The organism is Bradyrhizobium sp. WSM1253 (genome assembly GCF_000244935.1).
Lineage (GTDB): Bacteria > Pseudomonadota > Alphaproteobacteria > Rhizobiales > Xanthobacteraceae > Bradyrhizobium > Bradyrhizobium canariense.
The window spans coordinates 6,968,987-6,993,435 of sequence record NZ_JH600073.1 but is presented as its reverse complement, the minus strand read 5'-3'; the positions used below and the strand labels follow the sequence as shown (position 1 = coordinate 6,993,435).

The following is a 24,449-nucleotide window of genomic DNA, read 5'->3' as shown; positions in this document are numbered from 1 at the left end:
CGAAACACCGACGTTTTCGCAGATTGAGACGAACGCCCTCTTCGCCTCAGCGTCCTCAAAGCAAAATCGTGTGCCTTGGACTGCGCGCTCAATCCACCAATCGATTTTGTTTGCCCGCGAAATGCGGGATGCCTCGCCGCGCAACTGATCCAATTGCCGTCCATAGGCCCGCACGATCACACAATTTGTCATTCGTTAATCCCCCAGAAACGCGCCGTTCTAACTAGCGCTGAACGCAAGTATCCGTCCGACTGTTCATCGCCCACGCGCGGTGAGCTATCCCCTCGAAACGCCAGAAAGTCACAGAGTCAGTCGCTGCGCAGCGATCGCACGTCAATCGCTCCTCGCCGAGTATGTAGCGCCCGCGGATCGCGGAAGCGGAATTTTTGCCTGATGGATAAATCAACAAACAATTGCGCATACGCCAGCGCATCACCGCCCAACACCTTCGACGCCCCTCCGTGAGCCCGGTACCTCGCTGAGGAGGAGCTTAGCGAAACTTTGCACGCCCGAATGTTCGATCGCTAACACAGGAACCGCGACCACTTGCCCAGGCGTGGTGGGCATCCTTTCCGAATGTTGCTAGGCTACGCTCAACTGCGAGAGAGCGATGAGCAATGACTCGAAAGATCCGGGCCTTATGGCGCTGATCAGCGGCATTTTTGCTCCGCCCGCGCCGCCCACCCCCGCGCCTCCGGCGCCGGAGATGCCGCCAACGCTCGAAGAGGAGCCCGTGACCGCGGCAGCGTCGCCTGCAAAACCGGTCGCACCCTTGTCCGCCGGCGGCCCCGATGGAAAACGAGCGCGACTGCCCGCTGTGGCGATCGCCGACCTCGTTCTTGGTGAGCTTCGCAAAGTTGAAGGCTTTTCGAGATCCGGAGTCTCGATCACCGTCTACGGAAGTCGACCTTGGAATGCGATGGTCACGTTCGCACCGTTCTCGACCACGTCCCAAGACGCTGCACGCCTGCGACACGCTTTGCCGGATATCGTCTTCAGGCTTCGTCAGTGCGTCGAGCTCGAACAGTAGGTTCGGCCGATCACCTTCCACTCGGCGGCCCGACCCTCGCGCTCGGGTAGAGCGCGGACTCATTTAGCGCGCAGCCAAATGCGGATTGATGCGAGCTTGATGAAACGCCAGATAGTTGACTGAGAATTTGTGGTATCGGGTCGCGACCCGCCGACATTGCTTGATCTTGTTGAAGAACCTTTCGACGAGATTTCGCGCACGATAGAGATACGGACTGAAGCAGATCGGGTCTTTGCGATTTCGTTCCGGCGGAATATCGCGGTCCATTCACAATCGCTGAGTTCGTAGCGCGTGATTCGAGGCCGATTTGAGAGCTTGAATCACGCCCAAAGCGATACCATCAAGCCGCAGTTGGCCGCAAAACCGCTAACGCTCCAGATTTACTTCCGCTTTCGGCGAGCAATGGACATGGCCGGGTTGGCCATTGCTTGGCGCAGAACGCGAGTGACCCATGACGGACTTACGGGTACTATTGTTTGCTTAGCGAGGATCACCCCTTCGGTCCCGGGCGGTATCGCCAATTGTTGCACGGCAGCAAAGTATGAGCCGGTCGAGGTAGATTGGCGGAGTGGCCTTGGTAACATCATGCTTCTTGGATGAAGCCGATTAGCACGGGCCCTTCATCACGATGGCGCCCGGCCCCCCCAGCTACGTCGATATCCGTTCGTGGTCTCCCGAGGAAGAAGCGCAACTTCTTGCGTTATTCGACAGTGGCATGAGTGCAAGCGAGATCGGCCAGCGGTTAGACCGCACTCGCCTCGCGGTCTACGGTCGATTGCAAGGCTTCCATAAGCAGCAAGGTCGAGTAAGCCGCACTAGCGGACGCGTCTTCGCGCAGCGGGCCGGGTTTGAAAACGTGGAAAGCGGGGCCAAGAATCGGCTGTTCCGCTGGACACTTACCTCGGCTTTTGGACCATCTTGCATGCACGAAAATGCGGGGGTGGACGGGACGTCGGAGTAGGTTCGTTACGCTTTCGAGGAGAGCGAACGACGTCATAGGGGAGCCGGCGCCGCTCGAGGCATCGCCAATCACCGTTCCTGCCGCAAGGCGAACGCTGATCCCCACCCGTCGTGAAGGTTAGATTGGCGTATTGCGCCGTATCGAAGCCGCCGTTTCCATCGATAAGCTCACCGATCTGGCCGGCAATACCGCCACCAGCCCATGTCAGTCATCCGTCAACGATTGGATCGCTAAAATCGGTTGGACAGCGGACATCACGGTGACTGAGGCGCTCTTCGGCTTGGGGCCGTACCGCACGTTCTAGATTGTCTCGCGAACACTCTCGAACCCCGCCTCGATGACGGTGGACCCGCGAGCGGGCTACTCGTCTTGGCGTTGGTCAACGTAGCTCGGGTAAAAGACTTCTGCTATTGCGGTGAAGTTTTTAGATTTGCAACGGGGGCAGTGAGACGGCAAGTGAGCCCGCTCGATCCGTAGGACACAGTAACCGCCCCTCGGAAATCCTCTTCCAGTGTTCTCGAAATGAGGCGTGAGCCAAAGCCTTTCACGGTCGGCTCCGACACAGATGGGCCTCCGAATTCTTGGCAGACGAAGACAAACTTTTGATCACCCGCTTGATCTTCGGATGACCACACAACCGACACGCGGCCGCTTGTCACGCTCAGAGCGCCGTACTTCAACGCGTTAGTAGCAAGCTCGTGGACCGCCAAGGACAGGGCGAGCGACTGTCGTGATTTCAGAACAAGTGGAGGACCGGAAATCGTAATCCGGTCTTGGCCTGTTCTGTACGGGCTCAGGGCAGTATTGATCACATCTCGCAGTGGGGCGCAGCCCAATTTGCCGCAGTAAGCAAGTCGTGCGCTCGTCCGGTGATTGTCCGGCGCCCTAACCCGACGGACGATCGCGGCGCTGGGCGTCGATGCACCCCTTTGACTACCCCGCCAGCTTCTGGGCGGCGACGCTCGTCGAATTCTGCGAACGTAGCGATACCGCTGCGCGCGCCGCGGCAGCTCGTCATAGGTCTCTGGGAACGTGGAGGAGCTTGTCGCTTGTCCTGGATACCAAACTGGTTGAGGCTCCTGAAGCATAACTCCGTCGGCTTAATTGATCGCGGGCCGGCGACTTCCAGCCCGGGAGGGGCATTGCAAAGTCCCCATACCCTATTCACACGGCGTGCCAGGGTTCATGTGCGATGACGGAACAGCCTTTGGAACCATCGGTTCCGGACTGACTTGGTTTGATCCACCGGACCCTTACCGCCGAATACGTCCGGTGCGGAATGGCGGCCCCAGCCCTTGGCCCCCCATCCCCGCTGGGGCCGCTCTGTTTGCGCCCCCTGAGCGATGGCCGCAGGTTGTTGTGCCAAAGCTTCGAACCTGACGCCCTTCCGCATGCGCGCGGATTGACCAAAGGAAAGAGGGCCGAAAAGGAGAGGGCCGACTGAGGCGGCCTTCCGTTACGAGGGCGAGCACCACCGCCCGATGAGTTAGCGAGGACTTGGCGTAGCCTCGTGGTCGTAATCTGGGCAAATCAAACAGGTGGACCATCATAGGTCCCGACTCCTGCCTGACCAGTTCAGACCTGAATCGCACAATGCGCGCCCCGGAATTCGATCGACTTGGATGCTGATTCATGCCCACTCTCCGAAGAAGAAGAAGAAGAAGAAGAAGACGAAGAAAGAGAGTAGCTTCCCGTTAGTGCGACCGACTATCAAAGATAGAAAGTAGGACACCCAAAAATTCGTAAGACGTGAGGGTCAAAACGGGCCCGTTTTGAGGTCAACGGCGACATCGGCTGACGCCAAGTTGCGTCGAACTCAAGCGAACGTGCAGCCGAGCCGTTGCGAGGTGCGCTGTTGGGCAAAACGCGAAGAGCAGAAGCGCGAGCAGGTCTAGTCGGCTATTCTTCCTTAACAGGCAGTCAGCGAAAGACGTAGCTACATCGCCTACGGGCCAGGTGCATCGCCGCCCACGACGACGTGTCGGCGTTGCCGTGCACGAGCAACCACACGGGGCGAATCCGTGAAGACGGCGGCGGCCGCTTGCCGCTCGATTCCGCCCCCAAATCAACAACATCCGAAACACATCGTGACTGAAGTAATTGCATACGCAGCAATTTGACGGCGGCCGGGGCTTCCTTCAGTTCGTTCCGTATCCAGAACGAACCGAAGGAAAGTCGCTGGCGTTGCAGATTTACAACCCGCACAGCGGACTGAAATACTAAGCTCGGCCATTGAGACAACCGAAACATATTCCATTCTTAGTTCGATATGGTCGGCGGGGGCGAACGATGTTTGATGTCTATCGCAATGACAAGCACGGCTTGCTCGTTCTAAGTACAGGCTCGGCCGTACCTGCGCTTTACTCTGCACATACCTGGCGAAAGAGCAGAAAACGAGTTCTCAAGGTTAGCAACGAAATCAAGTCAGCCGTTCAGGCACAAGGCTATTACATCCGCAGCCTGCGGGCCACTAAGGAACGAATGATCTACGTCAAGTAGGTCGGCAGCCGGTGTTCCCCATTTGCAAATCTCTATGACACGGCAGAAGCCAATCCGCCACTATCGCGCTTCGTCAACTGTCGACGCCCGCGCTTCGGTGGTAGCCCGAACCTCGGTGAAGCCCTAGGTCAGGATCCGTCGCCTGCACATGCTAGATCCTCGCCGTCGACTCCGTGCTCAGGCTGTAGCTGGGCAGGCGGGCGCGGCCGCTTCGAAGGCCCGTATTGCGTGGAGCGGCTTTAGCAGCACCTCGCTACCGTATATGCCTCGGTCGCTTCACGTCCCAGCTCAATGTTCGTCATGCTTATTCGCTGTAGGACCGTTGTGGACCTGTTTCGGCGGTCTCGTTTGAGGCCAAGCAACGCCGAGCCCGCTCGATCTGGCTGTTGGTGGCTCCCTGATTGCGGGCATACATCTCGGCCACAGCCGCCGAATACCTCGCAACGTAGTATCGGACTTCCGAACAGGAAATCCGCTCTCCCGGTCTGTGCTGGCGCGCGGCATAAGCTTCAGAGCTCACCGCGATCAGGAACAGGGCGGCGGCGCCGATCCAACGCGTAACAGTCATTGTGTCCCCCACAGCTACAAGGTTCGTTGCGGGAGCTGGCCTGAATCGTTCTGACTGTGCAAATTAACATTCACGCACTCGCGCAAGGTGTTGTGGAGTGTTGCTTTCCTGCTGCACATGCCAGAGCCGTAGAATCTAAGCAGACTTGTGGGCGCAATATGTGGGATCACGCCTTGCTCCCGGCGCCCGGTCATATGGATCCCCCCGTACTGACTTTGCGCCAGCCTCGATCTTCGTCGTGCGCCCTTGAGCGACGATCGCACGGACACGCCCAGGCTCCTGCCGAGCCGGCGGCTCTCCTAGCGCCGACGAGCCACCCACAATCCAAGTAGAAACGCGGCGAAGAGCGACTGCAATGAGGAAGTCGGGGTTGCGGCGGGCTATTTGCTTCAACCTCGGGAAGTCATCAGGCGGTTCCGGCATCTGAATTCTGCATGAACTCTTCGAATGCTTTCCGCTCTCCGCAGCTCAAATGCAGGGCGTGCTTCGTGCGTCGCTCCAGGATATCTGCAGGCCTGCTCGCCCATTCTGCCTCCTGCAGATAGTGGACCTCGCGTTCATAGAGCAGCCCGCCGAAGTGCCGCCCGAGCTCCGGGATGCTCCGCACGGTGCCTAGGAGGTCCCACGCACGGGTACCGTAGAGGCGTGCATAGTGCTGGATCAACTTGCGCGGTAGATTGGGATATTCGGCCGCGATCGCCGCCACGAACTCCTGGAACGTACCGCCGATCTGACCGCCTGGCAGTGGCCGGCCGGCGGTCCATGCCGATGACATACTCGGAAACCACGGCTGCAGCCGCTCCAGCGCCTGCTCCGCCAGCCTACGGTAGGTCGTGATCTTGCCGCCGAAGATCGACAACAGAGGCGGCTCTTCGGGCGCGCCGTGCACCTCGAACACATAGTCCCGAGTCACCGCCGACGGATTTTTCGCATTGTCGTCGTAAAGCGGCCGCACGCCGGAAAACGCATAGACGATGTCGCTCTCTGCTGGAGGCGTCTTGAAGTAGCGCGCCAGCACGCGCAGCAGATAAGCGATCTCGTCGCCGTCGATCGCGACATTCTCGGCGCTTCCCTCATAGGGAATGTCCGTGGTGCCGATCAGCGCAAGGTCATCCTCATAGGGATTGACGAAGATGACGCGGCGATCCTCGTTTTGCAGCAGATAGGCTTGCGGCCCGCTCCAAAATTTCGGCACCACGATATGGCTGCCCTTCACCAGACGCACATTGTGTGACGAATTGAGTTTTGCCACTCCCTGGACGACATCCTGCACCCACGGCCCCGCTGCATTGACCAGTGCACGCGCCCGCACGCGTTGTGAGCGTCCGTCCTCGCTTAGCATCTCAAGCAGCCAGGTCTCGCCCTCCCGCCTGGCACTCACGGCGCGCGTGCGCGGCAGGATCATCGCCTCCTTCTCCCTGGCAGCGATCAGATTCAAGACCACCAGCCGCGCATCATCTACCCAGCAGTCGGAATATTCAAAGCCGCGCCGGAACTCCGCCTTGAGCGGCGCGCCTTCGGGCGCCTTGGCGAAATCCAGTCCGCGGCTTGCCGGCAGCTGCTTGCGGCCACCGAGGTGATCGTAGAACAACAGCCCGGCGCGGACCAGCCAGGCGGGCCGCTGCTCAGGCGAGTGCGGGAGCACGAAGCGCATCGGCCAGATAATATGCGGCGCCGAGGCGAGCAGCACCTCGCGCTCGATCAGCGCCTTGCGTACCAGGCGTAACTCGTAGTATTCGAGATAGCGCAGGCCACCATGGACGAGCTTGCCGGAGCGCGACGAGGTGCCCTCGGCGAAATCGCCCTTCTCGCACAGCAGAACCTTCAGGCCGCGCCCTGCCGCATCACGCGCGATCCCGGCGCCGTTGATGCCCCCGCCGATGATGGCGAGATCGACCAGCCCGTGATCCCTCCCCGGCGCCGTCGCTGACATCACGTCCGGCTGCGCTTGATCTCAATCGCCAGGCGCGCGGCGGCCTTCTTTGCCTTGCCAGGTTTGGCCTTGGCAGGTTTTTTGGGCGTCTGCAGGCCGTAGGTCGAGAAGCCTTTGGCGGTGTCGGCAATCTCGGCTTCGCTCAGAATGTGCGGCTGACCGAGCGCCAGCGACAGATAATATTGCCGCGCGATGGTCTCGAGCTCGACTGCGAGCCACATCGCCTTGTCGAGGTTGGCGCCAACCGCGATCATGCCGTGATTGGCAAGCAGGCAACCGTTGCGTCCTTCGAGCGCGGCGAGCGCGAGTTCCGACAATTCGGCGGTGCCGTAGCGCGCATAGCCGGCGCAGCGGATGTCGTGGCCGCCAAACGCCGCCATCATGTAGTGGCAGGCGGGGATCGGCTTGCGCGCGATCGCCAGCACCGTGGCGTAGGTCGAATGGGTGTGTACGACGCCGCCGACATCCGGCCGGCCGCGCATGATGTCGAGATGGAAGCGCCATTCGGTGGAGGGCTGGAGCGGTCCCGACCATGAGCCGTGCTTGCCTTCGAGCGGCATCGCCGCGATCATCTCCGGCTTCATCGCATCATAGGGCGTCGCCGACGGCGTGATCAGCATGACGTCCTTGTAGCGCGCCGAGATATTGCCCGAGGTGCCCTGGTTGAGGCCGGAGGCGTTCATCCATCGGCACTTGGCAATGATCGCTTCGCGTAACTGGCGCTCCTCACGGGTCATCTCAACATACCTCTCGTCGTCAACATGGATTGAGCGGCGGCTCGCCAGCGAGATAGCGGCGAACCTCCTCGGCCGCTTGGTCGGCGGCGACGGTTACTGTGCGCACTGAGGCGCCGGCGATATGCGGCGTCAACGTGACATTGCGCAATTGCAGTAACGGCCAATCCGGCGGCACCGGCTCGACCGCGAACGTATCAAGCGTGGCGCCGGCCAGCCGCCCTGCGGATAATGCCTCATGTAGCGCCTTGTAATCGACCAGCGGGCCCCGCGCGGTGTTGATCAGGAATGCGTCCTTCTTCATCGCGGCCAGTGCGTCGTGGCCGATGAATCCCGTAGTCTCCGGCGTCACCCGCGCATGCAGCGTCACCACATCGGCCCGCGTCAGGAGGTCGGCAAGCGCGACATGCTCGACACCGTCATTGCGGTCCTGCGCGCTGATTTGCACATAGGGGTCTGCGACAAGGATCTTGCAGCCGAACGCTTTCAACAGCTTCACCACGCGGCTGCCGATCGCGCCATAGCCGACGATGCCGATCGTCATCTCGCCGAGTTCGCGCCCGGTGCGATCGGCACGATAGAGATCGCCGCGCCATTCGCCGCCGCGTAGCGATTCATGCCCGCTGCGGATCAGCCGGGTCTCCGCGAGGATCGCGCCAATGGTGAACTCAGCGACGGCGCTGGCGTTGCGGCCGGGCGTGTTGACGACCAGCACCTTGTGATCGCTCGCCGCCTGCATGTCGATATTGACCGGCCCGCCGCGCGACACCGCGATGAACTTCAGGTTCGGCAGCCGCTCCAGCATCGCCCGCGAGACCGGCGCCAGATGCGTGACCAACAGCGACGCATCGCCGATGAAGGACACGACTTCGTCGGGATCGCCCATGAACTCCTTCAGGCCGTCGAGCTTGGAGCCGGCATAGCCGTGCTCCATCGGCTCGTCGGGCCATGGCTGCTCGAGGGTGCGGATATCGATGCCGTTGCCGCAGGCCGCCGTGATCTTCTCGACGAAGATCGAGGGAAGCATGAATCGATCCCCAATGACGGCAATGGATTTAGACATGACCAGCTCCCGCGCGCAGCGCCGCGAGCTGCTTCCAGACCGGATGTGACGCCAGCCGGGCATCGAGATAGGCCGGGAACATCTTTGCATAGCGCGCGGCCAATGCCGCGTCAGGCGCCTGCGGTTCGTTCAAATAAGGTCTCACCCAATCCTCGGCACAATCAGTCATGTTGGAATAGAGTCCGGTCGCGACGGCTGCGATCATCGCAGCTCCCGCAGCACCGGCTTCGCCGCGGCTACAGACGCGAACGTTGCAATCGAGCGCAGCGCTCAAGATCACCCCCAGCGCGCGGCTCCTCGCCGCGCCACCCGTGATCCGCACGTCGCGCGGCAGACTTCCCATCGCGGCGTAGCAATCGCGGGCGGCAAAGGCGAGCCCTTCTATCACCGCGCGCATCAGGTCCCAATAGCCATGGCGCGAGCGCAGGCCGAGGAACTGCGCGCAGGCCTCATGCGCGACGAACGGACCGCGCTCGCCGGCATCGGAGATGAAGGGGTGAAACAGCAGCTCGCCGGGCTTCGCCTCCAGCACCCGATCGTCCAGCCGCCGGATCATGTCGGCGCGCGTCCGCGCCACGCCCTCGGCCGCGAGCAGATCGCGCGCGAGATCGAGCAGCCAGTCGATGTTCAGCGTCGCTGCCATGTTGGATTGCATCTGGGCGTAGTGGCACGGCACCGGGAACGGCATGGTGTAGCCGGTCGCTTCCGCGTTCAGCGTCACTGCGCCCGCGCTCGACGCCAGCCGCATATGCATGCCGGTCGAGCCGATGATGGTGCAGCCGACATCGGGTGCCGGATCGTAAAGCCCCGCGCCGAGCGCATTGCAGATCACATCGACATAGCCGAGCGTAACAGGCACATCGACGGGCAGACCGGCTTCTTCCGCCGCGGTCGCGCTGAGCGGATGGGTCGTCGTCACGCCGTCGACGACCTCGGGAAACAGCCGCATGCAATCGGAGATGCCGATCAGCCGCGCCGTTTCGGCATCGAAGCGGCGCTTGTGGAATTCGCCGCAGGAGAATGTGGCCTCCGACGGATCAGTGGCGCGCTCGCCGGTGAGGTTGAAGTAGAGCCAGTCCTTGCAATGGAACGCCGTCGCCGCGCGCGACAGGGTTTGCGGCGCATGCGTCTGCAGCCAGGCCAGTTGCGGACCCTGCTGACAGGCATTCAACCCCGAGCCGGTGCGCCGATGGAGCGCGATGTTGCGCTCGCTGGCCCTGATATCGTCAACGATCTCGGCAGAGCGTGAATCCAGCCACAACAACGCTGGCGCCACCGGGCCGCCGCCATCGTCGATCAGCCAAGTGCCGTCGCCCTGCCCCGTCACCGCAATCGCCGTCACGCGCGTGGCAAGCTCGGGCACTAGCGCCGCCAGCCCGCGCAGCGCTGCGACCGTATCTGTCCAGGTCCGCGCCATGTCCTGCTCGACACGCCCGCCGGGCAGCGTGACGTAGGTATTCGGCAGCGAGGACTCAGCCAACTGCTTGCCGTCCCGCGTGAACGCCACGGTCTTGATCAGGGAGGTACCGGCATCGATGCCGACGATCACGTCACGGCGCTGCGGATTGAGCATCGTCAGCGCACCTCCGCATGACGGATGCAGGTGCCCTCAGTGCCAAAAATGTGCAGATGGCGCGGCTCCAGCCCGAAGGAAATGACGTCGCCCGGTCGCGCCGCCACCCTGCCCGCCGTCACGGCGATCAGGAAATTTCCGGCACATTCGCCGGCGACGTGCGACTGGTCGCCGAGCCATTGATTAGAGACGATGCGGACGCGCACGTCTCCGCTGCCGACCGCGACCTTCTGCGGCCGGATGCCGACGCGCACGCGCGGCGTCTGCTGCAGCGCCTGTTGAGCGGTGGAATCTAGCCTGTCGCCCGGAATCAGAAACGCCATGGCGCTGCCGACCGACAGGCGGAAACCACCATCGGCGCGCGCCACCTCGGTCTCCAGAAGATTCATCGGTGGTTCGCCGATGAAGCTGGCGACGAACAGGTTGGCGGGCCGGTTCTTCAGCTCCTTTTCGCTGGCGAATTGCTGCAGAATACCGTCTTCCATCACCGCGATCCGGTCGGCGAGCGCGCTCGCCTCGGTCTGGTCATGGGTGACGAAGATCGCGGTCATGCCGCGCTCGGCCAGTAGGCCCTTGATCCGTCCGCGCAACACTGCGCGCAGCTGCGGCTCGAGCTGGCCCATCGGCTCGTCGAGTAGATAAAGATCTGCATCGCGCACCAGCGCCCGCGCCAGCGACACCCGCTGCTGCTGTCCACCGGAGATCGCCCGCGGATAGGCGTCCAAGATGTCCTCGATTTCGACCAGCCCCGCGATCGCATCGACCCGCCGCGTCACCTCGCCGCGCGACAGCTGCTGGGCCTTCAGGGCGAAGCCGATGTTCTCGCGCACTGTCAGCGGCGGGTAAAGCGAATAGCCCTCGAAAGCCATCGCCACCTTGCGCCGCGCCGGGGGCAGCGCCTCGATCCGCCGCTTGTCGAGCGCGATCGAGCCTGAAGTGACGTCCTCGAAGCCCGCGATCATGCGCAAGGTCGAGGTCTTGCCGCAACCGGACGAGCCGAGTAGCGCGACGATCTCACCCTTGCCCACCTCCATGTCGAGCGCGCGCACGGCGTGCACCGGCGGCTTGCCGCGACTGCGGTAGACCTTGTCGACATTCTCTAGCTCGAGCATGCCCCTCGTCGCTCCTATGCCGCCTGGCGCCGGTGCGGCAGCCCGATCCGAACACCGGTCGCACGATCGAACAGCAATGATGCTTCCGGCGCGAAGCGGACGAAAACGTCATCGTCGGCCACGGTCGCGCTTGGCGGCAACGCCGCCAGCCATTCAGTACCATCCGTGAAGCGCAACAGCAGCACCGCCTTCTCATGCATCGGGGTGACCGCGACGACGCGCGCCGGGATGGCATCGCCGCTGGCTACTTGCGAGATCACGAGATCATCGGGCCGCACCCCGACCCAGCACGCCCCCAGATCCATCGGCTGGTGGTCTGCCGTATCGAGCCGCACGCGCGTTCCTGAGATATCTGCGAACAAGACGCCACGCTCCGCGACGGGCACGACCTCGGCGAGATTGATGCTGGGATCGCCGAACAGCCGCGCCACCGCAACTGTGGCCGGCCGGGCATAGATCTCCTCGGGACGCGCGACCTGCACCAGGCGCCCCTCGATCAGCACCGCGATGCGATCGGCAATCGCCATCGCCTCGCGATAATCCTGAGTCACATAGAGCACGGACGCCGAGCCGCGCCGCAGCAAGGTCGGCAGTTCGAGCCGCATCTCATAGCGCAACTTGGCGTCGACATTGCGCAGGGGATCATCGAGCAGCAGCACCTCGGGATTGCCGATCAGCGCGCGGGCCAGTGCCGTGCGCTGCTTCTGTCCGTTCGACAGTTCGCGCGGACTATGATCAAGGACATGTTCGATCTTCAACAAGTGGCTGATCGACTGGACTTTTGCGGACACGTCGGCGCCCGCGCCCCGCGCCCGCAAGCCGCTCGCGATATTGGCGCGGGCAGTCATGTGCGGAAACAGCGCAAAGTTCTGGAACGCCATGCCGATGCCGCGCCGCTCGGGCGGCGCGCCGACGATCGAGTGGCCGCCAACCAGGATGTCGCCCTCGTCCGGCTCGAACATCCCAGCGATCATCCGCAGCAGCACGGTCTTGCCGCTCCCGGACGGACCGAACACGGCCACGATCTCGCCCGGCTCGACGGCCAGCGAGAGATCGGCGGCGCAGCTCACAGCGCCGAATGCCTTACCCACGGAAGAGAGTTCGAGACGCGCCATGCCCTAGCCTTTCACCGCGCCGAGCGACAGGCCCTCGACCAGATAGCGCTGCGCATAGAGCGCAAGCAGCAAGGTCGGTGTCACCGAGAGCACGATCGCCGCGGCGATCTGGCCGTACTGGATGCCCGAAGCAGTGACGAAGGCCAGTGCACCGACCGTCACCGGCTGCTTGTCCGCCGAGGCCAGGATCAGTGCAAAGACGAAATTGTTCCAGCAGAAGATGAAGGACAACAGCCCCGCCGCAGCAATGCCCGGACCCGCGAGGGGTACCGCGATCCGCGTAAAGGCCTCGCGCCAGGAGTGGCCGGCTAGCCGATAGGCATGCTCGATATCCGGGCTGATATCCTCGAAATAGCCGCGCACGATCCACAGGATCAGCGGCAGCGCGATCAGCTGATAGACCCAGACGATCCCGAAATAGGTGTCGTTGAGCCCGAGCTGCTGGTAGTAGAGCGACAGCGGCAGCAGCACCAGCAGAGGCGGCGCAAAGCGAAACGACAAGAGCGTGAAGGCGATGGTCTCGCCGAGACGAAATTTGAACCGGGCGAAGGCATAGGCGGCGGGCACGCCGAGCAACAGCGCGAGCAGCACCGCCGCGCTCGACAGCACAAAGCTGTTCATCAGGTTGCGCATGAAGGAGATCTCGAGATTGCCGGCTGTGGTACGCAGCTGGCCGGAGATCAGCGCCTGGTAGTTGAAAAGCGTCGGCTCAAACAAGATGCGCGGCGGTATCCGCAGGATCTGCTCGTTGCTCTGGAACGACATCAGGAATATCCAGACGATCGGAAACATGAAGAACACCAGCACCAGCGCCAGCGCCACGCCTCGAAAAACTCGACCTGCCAGACTGCTGTGCTCCATCGCGGTCCCCTGATCGCCTAGGCGTGGCCGTGCGCGCGCTCGCGCAACCGCAGCCAATTCTTGATGAAGATGTTGGAGAGGATGTTGGTGATCAGCCAGAGGATCATCAATAGCGCCGCCGAGCGGCCGACATTGGTGTACTGGAAAAATTCGAGATAGGCCTGCACCTGGAACACCATCAGCCGGTCGCCGGGTCCTCCTTGCGTCATTGCATAGATGATGTCGAACTGCTGGATCGAGTCCAGAAGGCGAAACAGCGAGGCCGTGATGATATAGGGGGTCAGCATTGGCAGCGTGATGCGGAAGAACACGAAGCTCGCTGGCACGCCGTCGAGCGCGGCGGCCTCGAACGGCTGGCGCGGCAGCGAGCGCAGACCTGCCAGCAGAAGGATCATCATGAAGGGCGTGTAGACCCAGACATCGACCAGAACCACGGTGAACAGCGCCGTCGAGGGATCAGAGGCCCATTTGAAATCATGGATGCCGAGCAGGCTCACAGCATAGGACAGGATGCCGAAGCTCGGATTGGTCATCAGCTTCCACATCAGGGCGGCGATCGCCGGTGCCGTCATCAGCGGCAGCAACAGCATGATCGACACTGCGTTGTGGAAGCGGGTCGGCCGCCTCAGCAACAGCGCGATCCCTAGACCAAACAGCAACTCCGCGACAACGGTCACTGCGGTATAGACCAATGATATCTTGAGCGTATTCCAGAAGGCGGGGTCGGACAGAAAGTCGATGTAATTGTCGACGCCGATGAAGCCGCGCAGATAGGGCAGGTTCAGCCGGTAGCGCTGCAGCGAGTACACCGCCGCGGTGACGAAGGGCACCAGGATGGCGATACAGACCAGCAAGGCCGGCAGGCTCAGCAAGTAAGGCAGCCAGCGGCCGCGCGGCCTCGGCTTGATGCGCGCCGTCGCGCTGGTCTGGAGGAGTTGGGCCATGCTCATGATGATAACGGATCAGCTGTGGGCGTGAACACCGCCGGTTCGGAAAGGGCCTCGATCCCAACCGGCGGGTTGGCGTGGTGCGGAGGAAGCTCCACCACGCGATGCGTCAACCTAAACCCGCCTGCTTGAGCTGGCGGTTGATATTGTCAGCGAGCTTGTCGAGCCCCTCATCGACGCTGACCTCCTTGGCGACCATCTTCTGCAGCGACGCCGCCCACTCCGTGGTCAGGTCGAAGAACAGGGGCTGCGCGGTGAAGTAGATCTTTGCGCCGGGCGCCGAGACATCGTGCTGCTCCAGATAGCCCGGATAGGATTTGCCGATCCGGTCGCGGAATTCGGAGTCTTTCCACACGGACGCGCGCACCGGGTTGACGAAATCCATCTTCCGCGCGCCGAACAGGTCATGCTCGGTCGAGGCCGCCCATTGCATGAACAGCCAGGCCGCGTCCTTCTGCTTGGAGAAGCTCGACATCGCCAGCGACCAGATCCAGACGTTCGGCGTCGGCGCCTTGGCCGCCGGGTTCGCCGCGAACGGCGCATAGCCGAGATGGCCCCGCTCCTTGTTCTCGCCGCCGTTCATGAAGTAGCCGAGGATGTCCGCATCGAAGATCATGCCGGAGGCGCCAGCGCCAAGGTCGGTGCCGACCTGGTACCAGGTGTAGGTCGACCAGTTCTTCGGACCCGAGGTCTGGATCATCTTGACCCACTTCTCGTGGAAGTCCTTCGAGGCCTTGGTGTTCATGGCGGCCTTCAGCTTGCCGCCTTCCATGACGAAATCCTTCTGGCCGAAGTTCGAATAGGCCGACAGGAAGCCCGGATGGATCGTCGCCCAGGAGCGCGAGCCGCGGACGCCGATACCGTAGGGACCGCCGGCATCCTTGGTGATCTTGGCCGCGACCTCGAGCATCTCGTCAAGATTCTTCGGCGGTTTGACGCCAACCTTGTCGAAGATGTTGCGGTTGTAGGTGATGTTGTTGAGCTCATAACCCCAGGGGATGCACCACTGCTTCGCCTTGCCGGAGCCGAGTTCGGAGCCGGCGACGCCATCCCATGCGGTCGAGGCGCGCAGGCCCGGCAGGACGTCGTCCCAAGCAAAGGATGGGTTCGTCTTGGCGGGATCGTTGATGTAGGTGTTGAGGTCTTCGATCCAGCCGGCCGGACCATAGGTCCACGTCATGTAGGCGCCGGTCATGAAGGCGTCGTACTGGTCCGACTTCGACGAAAGCGCCGCCGTCACCTTGTCGAAATAGACGTCCTCAGGAAAGATGTCGTAGGCCAGGTTCATGCCCGTCAGGGACTTGAAGGCTTCAATGTCCCCGATCATCGCGTCAACGTAGGGGTGCTTGTTGAGCAGCAGCTTGATCGTCTTGCCGCTCTGGGACTTCCAATTGAAGTCGGCTGCCATCGCCCGCGATACCGAAGATGCGAAGGCGGCATTGGCGGCGGCCCCGGCGATCCCGAGCTTGGCGGCGCCATCCAGCAGGTCACGCCGGCTGATGCGTTTGGCAGCGTAGGACTCGAATAGATTCTTCTCTCGATCGTACACTTAAACCTCCCTGTTCTAGCGTTTACTTCCCTTCCGACCTTCTTTTTTTCCTTTGCCGGATGTGACCTCCGGCTTGTCAGCAGTGAGCGCAGACGCGGTCGCTTCGTCGATAATGAGCCCGTGCAAAAGGCCGCTCTTCAACACCGCGCGCAAAGCCGTCAACTTGGCGAGGCCGCCGGCGACGGCGACGATGCGATGCTTTTTCAGATCCGCCCGGGTCATCGAGGTGGCGCGCGCCGACAGGTCGGTATCGAGCAGTGCCCCGTCGTCGTTGAAGAAATGACCGAGCAGGTCGGCACAGGCCCCTGCGCGCTTCAGTTCCGTGACCTCATCAGGTCTGATCATGCCACTCGACACCAAAAACCCATCGCTGTGGATCTGGCCGATGCCGACGAACAGGAGCGAAGCCTTGCGTGCCAGCGCGAACACATCGGCGATGCCGAATTGCTGCATCAGAACGGCGCGATCGGCCACGGAGTTCGCAAACACCGGCACCGGCAGCAGGTAGGCTTCCGCGCCGGTGCGTTCAGCCAGCCGGTGGATCACGTCAAACGGATTGGCGGCGAATTTCCGCGTCAGGCCGCCGAGCAGCGAGACGAACTGCACCTCGCGCGCCGGCGTCTGCGGCAGCTGCTCGACCACGGCGGCGAGCGTACGGCCGTGGCCGACGCCGATGACTTTGTGCTCGCCGCGTTCAAGCGCCTGGCGCAGGAAGCTTGCGCCTTCCAGCGCCAGAGCCTTCAGCGGAAAAGCGCCTTCGCCGAGGTCGGGCGCCACGCGGCAGTAGGACAGGCCGTAGCGCTCGGCCAGGACGTTTTCCAGCGCCACGCACTCGGCGATGGGTCCCTCGACGAACACGCGGATCATGCCTTCGCGACTGGCCCGCGCGATCAGCCGGTGAGCTTTCGTGCTCTGGATGTTGAGTCGGTCCGCCACTTCCGACTGAGTCAGTCCCCCAGCAAAATGCAGCCAGGCGGCACGCGTCGCGAGCGAGGCCTCGCCATCCATCATCGGCAGTCTGTCGCTGGATGCGGTCACGCGCGGAAAAGCCTCTTGCAATTTTCTTCACGGCTTGCAAAAAATTGCAGAGGTCGGGCGGGGCGTCAATCCCCCAAACGTGCTGCAGCGCAATCGTTAGCCCGCCCGAGCCCCGAAAGATCAGGCGCATCAGCGATAAAGCGGGCCGCAAAAGCTTCGGTAAGGTCGAATGGCAGGCTTGTTCCTTGGCATTGACGTCGGCACCAGCGGGGTCCGCGCCTGCGCGATCGACGCGCAGGCCGCCATCCGGGGCCAGGCGTCGGCCGGACTGCCGCCGCCGCGCGTCAATGGCAACGCCGTCGATCAGCAGCCGGAGCTATGGTGGCAGGCAACGCTTGCCGCGCTCCGTAAGCTCGGCGAGCACGTCGATCTCGGCGCGGTCGAGCAGATCGTCGTTGACGGAACGTCTGGAACTTTGCTGCTCGTCGATGACGCCGGCCGGCCGTTGACGCCGGGCCTGATGTACAACGACGCCCGCGCAAAGGACGAGGCCGCGCGCATTTCCGATGTGGCTCCAACAGACAGCGGCGCGCATGGCGCCAGCAGCGCACTCGCAAAGCTCTTGCATCTCCTCGCTCGTGATGACGTCAGCCGTGCGCGCTACGCGGTGCACCAGGCCGACTGGATCGCCGGCCGCCTCGCCGACCGTCACGGCATCAGCGACGAGAACAATGCGCTGAAGCTCGGCTACGATCCTGTAACGCGGACATGGCCCGGCTGGCTCGATGAGCTCGGCGTGCCCCGCCATCTTCTGCCCGAGACCACGATTCCGGGGACGGCCTTCGCCGACATCGATCGCAATATCGCGCGCATGCTCGGTCTTTCTCCGCGAGCGAAGATCGCTGCAGGCACCACCGACGGCGTGGCCGCGTTCATCGCCACGCGGGCCGACGCAGTCGGCGATGCCGTCACTTCGCTCGGCACCACGCTGGTGGTGAAGCTGCTCGCCTCGCAGCCGATTTTCGCGGCCGGCCAGGGCGTTTATGCACACCGGCTCGGCGATCGCTGGCTGACCGGTGGTGCCTCCAATTCCGGCGGTGCGGCGCTGTTGATGCACTTCTCGCCCGACGACATGGAGCGCTTGACGCCTCAGCTTGAGCCGGAGGCACCGACCGGACTCGATTACTATCCCCTGCCAAAGCCCGGTGAGCGTTTTCCAATCGCAGATCCGACGCTGACGGCGCGGATCACGCCACGGCCGGCGGAAGACCATCGGTTCTTCCAGGGCTTGCTCGAAGGCATCGCGTCGGTAGAGGCGCTCGCCTACCGGCAGCTCGCAAAACTGGGTGCGCCAGCGTTGCGGCGGGTCGTCAGCATCGGCGGCGGCGCGCGGAACAACAACTGGACCGCAATCAGGCAGCGCACGCTGGGCGTGCCCGTGACGGTCGCCGAGCAAACCGAAGCGAGCTTTGGCGCGGCGCTGCTTGCGCTGAACGGTGGTCCGCCATGACCATTGCCAGGACCATCACCGGCCTTCGCACTATCGCCGATCACTTTGATCACGTGCTGCTCGATCAATGGGGCACGCTGCATGAAGGCATGACGGTGTTTCCCGCCGCCCATGACTGCGTGAGGCGCCTGCACGAGGCTGGCAAACGGATCCTGATCCTCTCCAATTCCGGCAAGCGCGCCAGCAGCAATCAGCGGCGCCTCGCCGCCCTGGGCTTATCGCCGGACATTTACGATGGTGTGTTATCATCAGGCGAAGTGACCTGGCAGAGCCTGAAGGCACGCGCGCAGACGCCCTTCACGGACCTCGGCCAAGCCTGCTTCCTGATCTCGCGCGATGGCGACCGCTCCATCGTCGATGAGCTCGACCTGGCCCTGGTTCCAGATATCACATCCGCCGACTTCATCCTGCTCGCGGGCCTCGACGACAGCGTTGCGGAACCGGAGCCATGGCGCGAACGCCTCACGGTGGCGGCCGTCCGCAAACTGCCGATGCTGTGCGCCAATCCCGACCTCGTGATGTTTGGGGTGACCGGGCTAATCCCGGCTCCGGGCGCGCTGGCGGCCTTTTATCAGCGGCTCGGCGGCAGGGTTTCGTTTATCGGCAAACCACACGCGCCGATGTTTGCCGCGGCACTGGAACGATTGGGCCATCCCTCGCCCGACCGCATCCTCGTCATTGGGGATTCCATCGATCACGACATCGCCGGTGGGCGTGCGGCGGGCATGCTGACCTTGCTAGTCGGCGCGGGCGCGCATCGGGAAACACTTGCAGGATCGCACAATGTCGCACACGCGATCCGGCAGGTTGCCGGCGCGGATGCGCGGATGCCGCACTGGACTGTGCAGCATCTCAGTTGGTGAGGATCGCTTCATGAAACAGCCTCGCGCCTTGTCCGAACTTCGCCGTATGTCCGCCCGCGTCGGCAAAAACATCCTGCTGGTGCAGGGCGCCGGGGGCAATTCTTCCGTCAAAGAAGGCGACGTGCTCTGGGTCAAAGCCTCAGGCACTTGGCTCGCCGACGCCGAAGACAAGGACATCTTCGTGCCGGTCGCGCTGTCAGACGCTCGCACCGCTCTGGCGCGCGGCGATGATCGGGTGCCGTTGGCCCCAAATACTATAACTCAACTACGCGGTTCGATTGAGACTGCGCTGCACGCGTTGATGCCGCATCCTGTCGTACTGCACGTCCATTCCGTTAACACCATCGCATGGGCGGTGCGCACCGACGCTCACCAAGAGTTCGAACATCGCTTGCGCGGATTATCTTGGCTTCGGCTCGGCTACTTCCATCCGGGCCTGCCGTTGGCCCAAGCGGTCAGCGAAGCGATCGCGCATGTCCACGTCAACGTGCTGATCCTCGGTAATCACGGCTTGGTCGTGGGGGCCGAAACTTGCGCGGGCGCGGAAGCCCTGGTGATGGAAGTCGAAGCGCGTCTGGCGCTGCCGCCACGCAGTGCCGCGTCAGGCGATCAGAACGCGCTCTGCATTACCTGTGCAGGTACTGATTATCGCTTACCCAAAGATCCGATCTGTCACGGCATCGCGACCGATCGCTATTGCCGCGTTATTGCCACCAGCGGATCCCTGTATCCCGATCACGTCGTCTTTCTCGGGCCGGGCTTGCCGATCTTGGAGCAAGGCGAAAGCCTGCAAAATATGAGCTTGCGCGCCGAGGCTGCAGGGCAATCACCGCCCGTTGCTCTGCTCGTCCCTGGACTTGGCAGTCTCATCCGCACTGACGCCAGCGCTGGCGCCGAAGCCCTGCTGAGCTGCCTCGCCCTCGTGACCAGCCGCCTCCCCCTCGACGCCGAGATTGTGTATCTCTCCTCCGAGAGCGAGCATGATTTGCTGAACTGGGACGCGGAGCGCTACCGCCAGCAGCTCACAGCAAGCCGCTGACGAAGCCTGAGTAGCCGCCGGTCTTCCCGGCTACATCTGAAAGACCGATAGCCCGGCAATTCCGTGGTTCATAATCTAGGAACCTCAAACGCGCCGGGCTGAATCCATCGCGCCATCAGAAGCGTCTGTAAGGCTAGGTACTAAATTTTTACAGAGACCTCGGGATGACGTTCGTATTCGCGCCGTCGAAACACTCAAGCTGATGGTCCACGCGATGTTGCCGTCAGTGACGATGAGAATTACTGCCGTTGGGGATCAGCAGAGGTGAGCCCTACCTAGTTAGCCTGCTCAGTCCCTTCAACCTGACCAGGAGCCGACTAGTTGGTAAGGTTATTACAGCGAGATGGGAGGCGTAGGGTTCGCGTTTGAACTCTCCCGCGCCGTCATTACTGTGATTGAATTGCCAATTGCCTTTCCCGCCGCGCGGACGGTGTCGATGAACAGCTTCGCGGCCGGGTTGAAACCAATCGGACCACCATGTCCTCTAGCTCCATCGCCAGTATCGCCAAGAAAGCGCCCACGGAGGCTGAGGCGGATTTTGCCACCTGGCTCATGATGGCCAAGCTCGGTGGTTTCGATGACCTGCCGTCCAGCGCCCAAAGCTTTCTGACTAACTATCGAACTCGGCCGCTGTAGACCTCGCGAACGGCTAGGGGCGTGGACTCGGCCCTCGCTCATTGTCTCGAGGGCGCAGCGCCGGAACCAAAGGCTCGGACGCCAGCGACAGAAAATCCCTCCCGGCACTGCTGATTTTCGCAAGCATAGTGGCACTATCGCATTCGGATTGTTAGCGCAATAAGACCGCCCGCGGATTGTGTGCGACGTCCGCTTTTCCCCCGATAGCGACCCAAATAGCGGACATCGTGCACTTCGCTTGGCCAAGAACAGACATCAAGGGGAAACCCGTGGCGTATATTGGTCGGCAAAACGGAGCCGCCGTATCCAGTACCTTTAGTGTTGAGTATCGGAGGTAAGAAATGATCGTAGCTCGTCGAGAAAGCGTGCCAAAGCCGGCTCGCCCTCCAGCATGATGTGATTCCGGCCTTCGAGCGGGACAAAGCGGGCACCGGGAATCCCCGCGGCCAGCCGACGGCCCGACTCGAACGGCACCCTCGCGTCGTTGCGGCAATGCATGACAAGGGTCGGCACCTTGACCTGCGGCAGTAGTGAACTGATTTCCACTTCGCCATTTGCCAGTAAATTGCGCGCTGCGTCTTCGGCCGAGCTCGAGATACGCTGTAGCTCGTTAAACCAGTCGGCCTGCTCCTTGTTAGCGTCCGGAATAAACTGGGACGTGAACATCTGCCTGAAGGCCGGGTTTTCCTGACCCCATCCCAGCCGCATCAGCGTCAGCATCGCATCCCCGGCCGCCTTCTCCGCCTCGGTCCTGGCGCGCTTCTTCCACCCGACGACATAGCCTCCGTAGAGAATCAGATGCGACACTCGCTCCGGATGGCGGACCGCGTAGGCAATCGAGACGGCGCACCCCTGGGATATGCCGAGCAGCGCGAACCGTTCGATGCCCGCGGCGTCGACCACCGCATCGAGGTCGTCGACGAACCGCTCGAATGTTACGTCCGGGACGTCACGATCCGAAAGCCCATTTCCCCTTGCGTCATATCGGATGAAAAGGTGCTCGCGGGAAAATTCCTGGTAGAGATGCCGCCAGATCGGACTTTCGAAGTCGAATTCGATGTGAGTCATCCAGTGCCCTGTCTTCACCAGCGGATGCCCTTGGCCCATCCGGGCGTAGGCCAGCTGCACGCCGTCCCCGGTCTGGCAGAAGTGAATTTCCTGCTTGTGTTGGACGGTTGACTCCGCCACCGTGTCTTCCGCAGACGAGGGAATCGCGGCGTCTGGAATTGCCTCGATGTCCTTGGCAGTGAGCCCGAACACGCCGACCGCGCGCGAGATGTTCTTCACAGCCTGCTCGCCCAGATCAGCAAACGCCATCGACAGCTTGTCCCGGATCTGGTCGTTCGCCGCCCTGGATATGCATACGCCGCCGGGCTCGCAGAGCGTTTCCAAGCGTGCCGCGATGTTGACGCCGTCGCCGAAGATATCGTCGCCGTCGATGATAATATCGCCGACGTTGATCCCGATCCGGAACACGACCTGCCGTTCCGCAGCGATCCCTGCGTTGCGCCCCACCATGCTGCGCTGAATCTTGACAGCACAGGCGACCGCATCCACGACGCTGGCGAATTCCACCAGCATCCCATCGCCGGTGGTTTTGACGATGCGGCCGTGGTGCTCGGAAATGCCGCAGTCGACCAGTTCCCGCCGGTGCGACTTGAGGGAATTGAGGGTCCCCACCTCGTCGGCGCCCATGAGTCGGCTGTAGCCGACCACATCCGCCGCTAGAATGGCCGCAAGCCGACGTTGCATGGCTCTTGCCCTCTCATGCCACTGCTAGTCTGCCCGCAATCAGTGGCCGCGACAAGGCTGAAGCGGGCCGGTGGAATCCGCCTCGGATCAAAAGCGCCGTTTTGGTTTTGCCGCGCACTTCCGGTCTGTCCCGATGATCGGACGTAGTCGGTGTCGGCGGCCACTTCGCAAAAGGGCCGATTGCGTTGAAAACGGCCGGAGGTAGTTCGTTGTAATGGCGCGATCGCAGATGCGGCCGAAGGGCCAGACTCTGGATGCGCTCATTGATCCGTTCCATGCATTTTCTTTGTCGCGAACTCGGATGAGGTTTGGCTCAGATCGCCATCACCTCATGATGCGGCTCCGGACCTGCCTCTGCACAGGCGGAGGATATCATCCGTGGCAAGCGCGGCGGCGGTAAGTGCACCGGGAAGCATTGACCTAGGTCATGGGCCGGGCGGTGCCATGGCCGGTGCTGGGCTATGATGGACACGATCACGTTCGTTGCCCGACAAGCGGCGAGTACGTTCAGCACCAGTTCGACGCTGAGTCGAATGCGGCACGCGCCTCCTTCATCCTCGTGCGTGCAATGCCCAGCCTGCGGCAATAACCATTTCATCAATCGCGTGACGCACAAGCTGTTGGGCCATGAAGACGACCGCTGATAGTGCCTCCACGCAAAAGCCGCCAAGGTTTCCCTCAGCGGCTTGTGTCGTTGCGTTGCGTTTGCGTAGAGGTTTGCCGCGCCGAGCGGTGCTCGAACGTAGCCCAAGCCTGCCACCCACAGGACGCACAACCTTCATGAATGAGGCAGTCGATGCGTTGCCTGTATGTCGGGGCCAACGTATCCCCGATGGACTACCACGTGTCACTGGCGACGATGCTAATCAAGCCAGTGCTGCTGTCCTATCAGATGAAATAGATAGCCCCGCGGCCCCCGTGTGCCTCAGTATCACGACCCATGGTAGCAGCTCCACGAGAGAGCCCCCTCCATGAAGCGGCGTAAGTATCATGCCGGCAACTTGATCCCGATGTTCCGGCTGGCTTCGAAGCTGTGCAAGCAAATGCGCGCGGCGGGCTTCACTGATAAGGGAGTCGCTGGAGTTAAAACCTGAACCGCCCCGGGTTTGCCGGAGGCCATTCGGTTTAAGTTATGCCGCCATGGCCGGCTGTTCCAGAATGGCGTAGCAGCGTTGCTCGGCTTCGGCCGGCGGTATGTTGCCAATGGGCCAGGAGCCGCCGCTTGTTGAACCAGTCCACCCATTCCAGCGTCGCGAACTCGACGGGCTGGAAGCTGCGCCATGGTCTGCGCCGATGGATCACCTCGGCCTTGTAGAGACCGTTGATGGTTTCGGCGAGAGCGTTGTCATAGGAATCTCCGACGCTGCCGACAGAAGGCTCGACGCCAGCTTCAGCCAGGCGTTCGGTGTATTTGATAGAGACGTATTGGGCGGATTGGCTGCCCCTACGCTATGATGCACGAGGCCGCCGCGATGGACCGGCGATCGTGCAGGGCCTGCTCCAGCTCATCAAGCTACGAAGCCTGCGTGCGCCGTGCGGGAGGCCCGCCAGCTGAGGATCCTGCGGGCATACGCGTCGATCACAAAGGCGACGTAGACGAAGCCGGTCCAGGTCGCGACATAGGTGATGCCGGAGATCCGCCAGGCGGGTGAATAGTTCTCGCTTCTTGGGATCGGTCGCCAGGTCTCGGATCAGCGCGCACTCTGTCGCATCCTTGCGGAGCTTT

At 62.3% G+C, this 24,449-nt stretch carries 17 protein-coding genes and 2 pseudogenes; 6 read left to right on the top strand and 13 right to left on the bottom strand.

Translation table 11 applies throughout. From position 1 onward, the window contains the following. The first annotated feature begins 610 nt into the window (after positions 1–610). Positions 611–1,030, top strand: coding sequence for a hypothetical protein (locus BRA1253DRAFT_RS33925; protein ID WP_035994466.1), 420 nt, complete (start codon positions 611–613; stop codon positions 1,028–1,030). A 59-nt stretch (positions 1,031–1,089) separates the two neighbouring features. On the opposite strand, the pseudogene BRA1253DRAFT_RS33920 reads toward BRA1253DRAFT_RS33925, so the two are convergent. After that, positions 1,090–1,288, bottom strand: a pseudogene (locus tag BRA1253DRAFT_RS33920) (transposase); the annotation flags it as partial. Positions 1,289–2,121: 833 nt separating this feature from the next. On the opposite strand from BRA1253DRAFT_RS33920, the gene BRA1253DRAFT_RS43965 reads away from it, so the two are divergent. Continuing rightward, the gene (locus tag BRA1253DRAFT_RS43965; RefSeq protein WP_157158666.1) at positions 2,122–2,295 is read left to right on the top strand and encodes a hypothetical protein; all 174 of its coding nucleotides are present in this window, start codon (positions 2,122–2,124) and stop codon (positions 2,293–2,295) included. 1,985 nt (positions 2,296–4,280) lie between these two features. Further along, positions 4,281–4,490, top strand: coding sequence for a hypothetical protein (locus BRA1253DRAFT_RS42310; protein WP_007601767.1), 210 nt, complete (start codon positions 4,281–4,283; stop codon positions 4,488–4,490). Between the two features lie 974 nt (positions 4,491–5,464). On the opposite strand, the gene BRA1253DRAFT_RS33910 is transcribed toward BRA1253DRAFT_RS42310, so the two are convergent. From BRA1253DRAFT_RS33910 to BRA1253DRAFT_RS33865, 10 genes are all read right to left on the bottom strand, one after another. Then, entirely contained in the window at positions 5,465–6,991 is a 1,527-nt protein-coding gene (locus BRA1253DRAFT_RS33910) for a glycerol-3-phosphate dehydrogenase (protein ID WP_007601763.1), read from the bottom strand. Beyond that, a complete protein-coding gene (locus BRA1253DRAFT_RS33905) occupies positions 6,991–7,728 on the bottom strand; it encodes a class II aldolase/adducin family protein (RefSeq protein WP_007601762.1) in 738 nt (245 codons plus the stop codon). Before BRA1253DRAFT_RS33905 ends, BRA1253DRAFT_RS33910 begins: the two co-directional genes overlap by 1 nt. Before the next feature lie 19 nt (positions 7,729–7,747). After that, positions 7,748–8,788 (bottom strand): 2-hydroxyacid dehydrogenase, encoded by a 1,041-nt coding sequence (locus BRA1253DRAFT_RS33900; protein WP_007601760.1) that lies wholly within the window; start codon positions 8,786–8,788, stop codon positions 7,748–7,750. Then, positions 8,781–10,361 (bottom strand): FGGY-family carbohydrate kinase, encoded by a 1,581-nt coding sequence (locus tag BRA1253DRAFT_RS33895; RefSeq protein ID WP_007601759.1) that lies wholly within the window; start codon positions 10,359–10,361, stop codon positions 8,781–8,783. The genes BRA1253DRAFT_RS33900 and BRA1253DRAFT_RS33895 overlap by 8 nt, the downstream gene beginning before the upstream one ends. A 2-nt stretch (positions 10,362–10,363) precedes the next feature. Next, positions 10,364–11,473, bottom strand: coding sequence for an ABC transporter ATP-binding protein (locus BRA1253DRAFT_RS33890; RefSeq protein ID WP_007601758.1), 1,110 nt, complete (start codon positions 11,471–11,473; stop codon positions 10,364–10,366). Positions 11,474–11,487: 14 nt separating this feature from the next. Further along, entirely contained in the window at positions 11,488–12,588 is a 1,101-nt protein-coding gene (locus tag BRA1253DRAFT_RS33885; protein ID WP_007601757.1) for an ABC transporter ATP-binding protein, read from the bottom strand. Positions 12,589–12,591: 3 nt separating this feature from the next. After that, a complete protein-coding gene (locus BRA1253DRAFT_RS33880; protein ID WP_007601756.1) occupies positions 12,592–13,449 on the bottom strand; it encodes a carbohydrate ABC transporter permease in 858 nt (285 codons plus the stop codon). Positions 13,450–13,466: 17 nt separating this feature from the next. Continuing rightward, complete coding sequence (locus BRA1253DRAFT_RS33875; protein ID WP_088941204.1) at positions 13,467–14,393, bottom strand: carbohydrate ABC transporter permease; 927 nt, start codon at positions 14,391–14,393, stop codon at positions 13,467–13,469. 112 nt (positions 14,394–14,505) lie between these two features. Continuing rightward, positions 14,506–15,945 carry an extracellular solute-binding protein gene (locus BRA1253DRAFT_RS33870; protein WP_007601754.1) on the bottom strand — a complete coding sequence of 480 codons (1,440 nt, stop codon included), beginning with the start codon at positions 15,943–15,945 and terminating at the stop codon, positions 14,506–14,508. A 15-nt stretch (positions 15,946–15,960) separates the two neighbouring features. Next, positions 15,961–16,956 carry a sugar-binding transcriptional regulator gene (locus BRA1253DRAFT_RS33865; protein WP_035995620.1) on the bottom strand — a complete coding sequence of 332 codons (996 nt, stop codon included), beginning with the start codon at positions 16,954–16,956 and terminating at the stop codon, positions 15,961–15,963. 196 nt (positions 16,957–17,152) lie between these two features. Between BRA1253DRAFT_RS33865 and BRA1253DRAFT_RS33860 the strand changes: the two genes are divergently transcribed. The 3 genes from BRA1253DRAFT_RS33860 to BRA1253DRAFT_RS33850 are packed head-to-tail and all read left to right on the top strand — an operon-like array spanning position 17,153 to position 20,335. Next, positions 17,153–18,433: an FGGY-family carbohydrate kinase gene (locus BRA1253DRAFT_RS33860; protein WP_007601751.1), complete on the top strand. Its 1,281-nt coding sequence runs from the start codon at positions 17,153–17,155 to the stop codon at positions 18,431–18,433. Beyond that, the gene (locus tag BRA1253DRAFT_RS33855; protein ID WP_007601750.1) at positions 18,430–19,296 is read left to right on the top strand and encodes a TIGR01459 family HAD-type hydrolase; all 867 of its coding nucleotides are present in this window, start codon (positions 18,430–18,432) and stop codon (positions 19,294–19,296) included. The genes BRA1253DRAFT_RS33860 and BRA1253DRAFT_RS33855 overlap by 4 nt, the downstream gene beginning before the upstream one ends. Positions 19,297–19,306: 10 nt before the next feature. Then, positions 19,307–20,335 (top strand): class II aldolase/adducin family protein, encoded by a 1,029-nt coding sequence (locus BRA1253DRAFT_RS33850; RefSeq protein ID WP_007601749.1) that lies wholly within the window; start codon positions 19,307–19,309, stop codon positions 20,333–20,335. Between the two features lie 951 nt (positions 20,336–21,286). Here the strand turns inward: BRA1253DRAFT_RS33850 and BRA1253DRAFT_RS46360 are convergent. Further along, a complete protein-coding gene (locus tag BRA1253DRAFT_RS46360; protein WP_007601747.1) occupies positions 21,287–22,723 on the bottom strand; it encodes an alpha/beta fold hydrolase in 1,437 nt (478 codons plus the stop codon). 1,130 nt (positions 22,724–23,853) lie between these two features. Further along, positions 23,854–24,360: pseudogene (locus BRA1253DRAFT_RS42300) on the bottom strand (DDE-type integrase/transposase/recombinase); the annotation flags it as partial. Positions 24,361–24,449 lie beyond the last annotated feature (89 nt).

Excerpts from the sequence above, each read along its gene's own strand:
- BRA1253DRAFT_RS46360 (WP_007601747.1), bottom strand. The coding sequence starts at position 22,723 with ATGCAACGTCGGCTTGCGGCCATTCTAGCGGCGGATGTGGTCGGCTAC.
- BRA1253DRAFT_RS33900 (WP_007601760.1), bottom strand. The coding sequence starts at position 8,788 with ATGTCTAAATCCATTGCCGTCATTGGGGATCGATTCATGCTTCCCTCG.
- BRA1253DRAFT_RS33905 (WP_007601762.1), bottom strand. The coding sequence starts at position 7,728 with ATGACCCGTGAGGAGCGCCAGTTACGCGAAGCGATCATTGCCAAGTGC.
- BRA1253DRAFT_RS33910 (WP_007601763.1), bottom strand. The coding sequence starts at position 6,991 with ATGTCAGCGACGGCGCCGGGGAGGGATCACGGGCTGGTCGATCTCGCC.
- BRA1253DRAFT_RS33875 (WP_088941204.1), bottom strand. The coding sequence starts at position 14,393 with ATGGCCCAACTCCTCCAGACCAGCGCGACGGCGCGCATCAAGCCGAGG.
- BRA1253DRAFT_RS33885 (WP_007601757.1), bottom strand. The coding sequence starts at position 12,588 with ATGGCGCGTCTCGAACTCTCTTCCGTGGGTAAGGCATTCGGCGCTGTG.
- BRA1253DRAFT_RS33850 (WP_007601749.1), top strand. The coding sequence starts at position 19,307 with ATGAAACAGCCTCGCGCCTTGTCCGAACTTCGCCGTATGTCCGCCCGC.
- BRA1253DRAFT_RS33895 (WP_007601759.1), bottom strand. The coding sequence starts at position 10,361 with ATGCTCAATCCGCAGCGCCGTGACGTGATCGTCGGCATCGATGCCGGT.
- BRA1253DRAFT_RS33855 (WP_007601750.1), top strand. The coding sequence starts at position 18,430 with ATGACCATTGCCAGGACCATCACCGGCCTTCGCACTATCGCCGATCAC.
- BRA1253DRAFT_RS42310 (WP_007601767.1), top strand. The coding sequence starts at position 4,281 with ATGTTTGATGTCTATCGCAATGACAAGCACGGCTTGCTCGTTCTAAGT.
- BRA1253DRAFT_RS33890 (WP_007601758.1), bottom strand. The coding sequence starts at position 11,473 with ATGCTCGAGCTAGAGAATGTCGACAAGGTCTACCGCAGTCGCGGCAAG.
- BRA1253DRAFT_RS33925 (WP_035994466.1), top strand. The coding sequence starts at position 611 with ATGAGCAATGACTCGAAAGATCCGGGCCTTATGGCGCTGATCAGCGGC.
- BRA1253DRAFT_RS33865 (WP_035995620.1), bottom strand. The coding sequence starts at position 16,956 with ATGATGGATGGCGAGGCCTCGCTCGCGACGCGTGCCGCCTGGCTGCAT.
- BRA1253DRAFT_RS33860 (WP_007601751.1), top strand. The coding sequence starts at position 17,153 with ATGGCAGGCTTGTTCCTTGGCATTGACGTCGGCACCAGCGGGGTCCGC.
- BRA1253DRAFT_RS33880 (WP_007601756.1), bottom strand. The coding sequence starts at position 13,449 with ATGGAGCACAGCAGTCTGGCAGGTCGAGTTTTTCGAGGCGTGGCGCTG.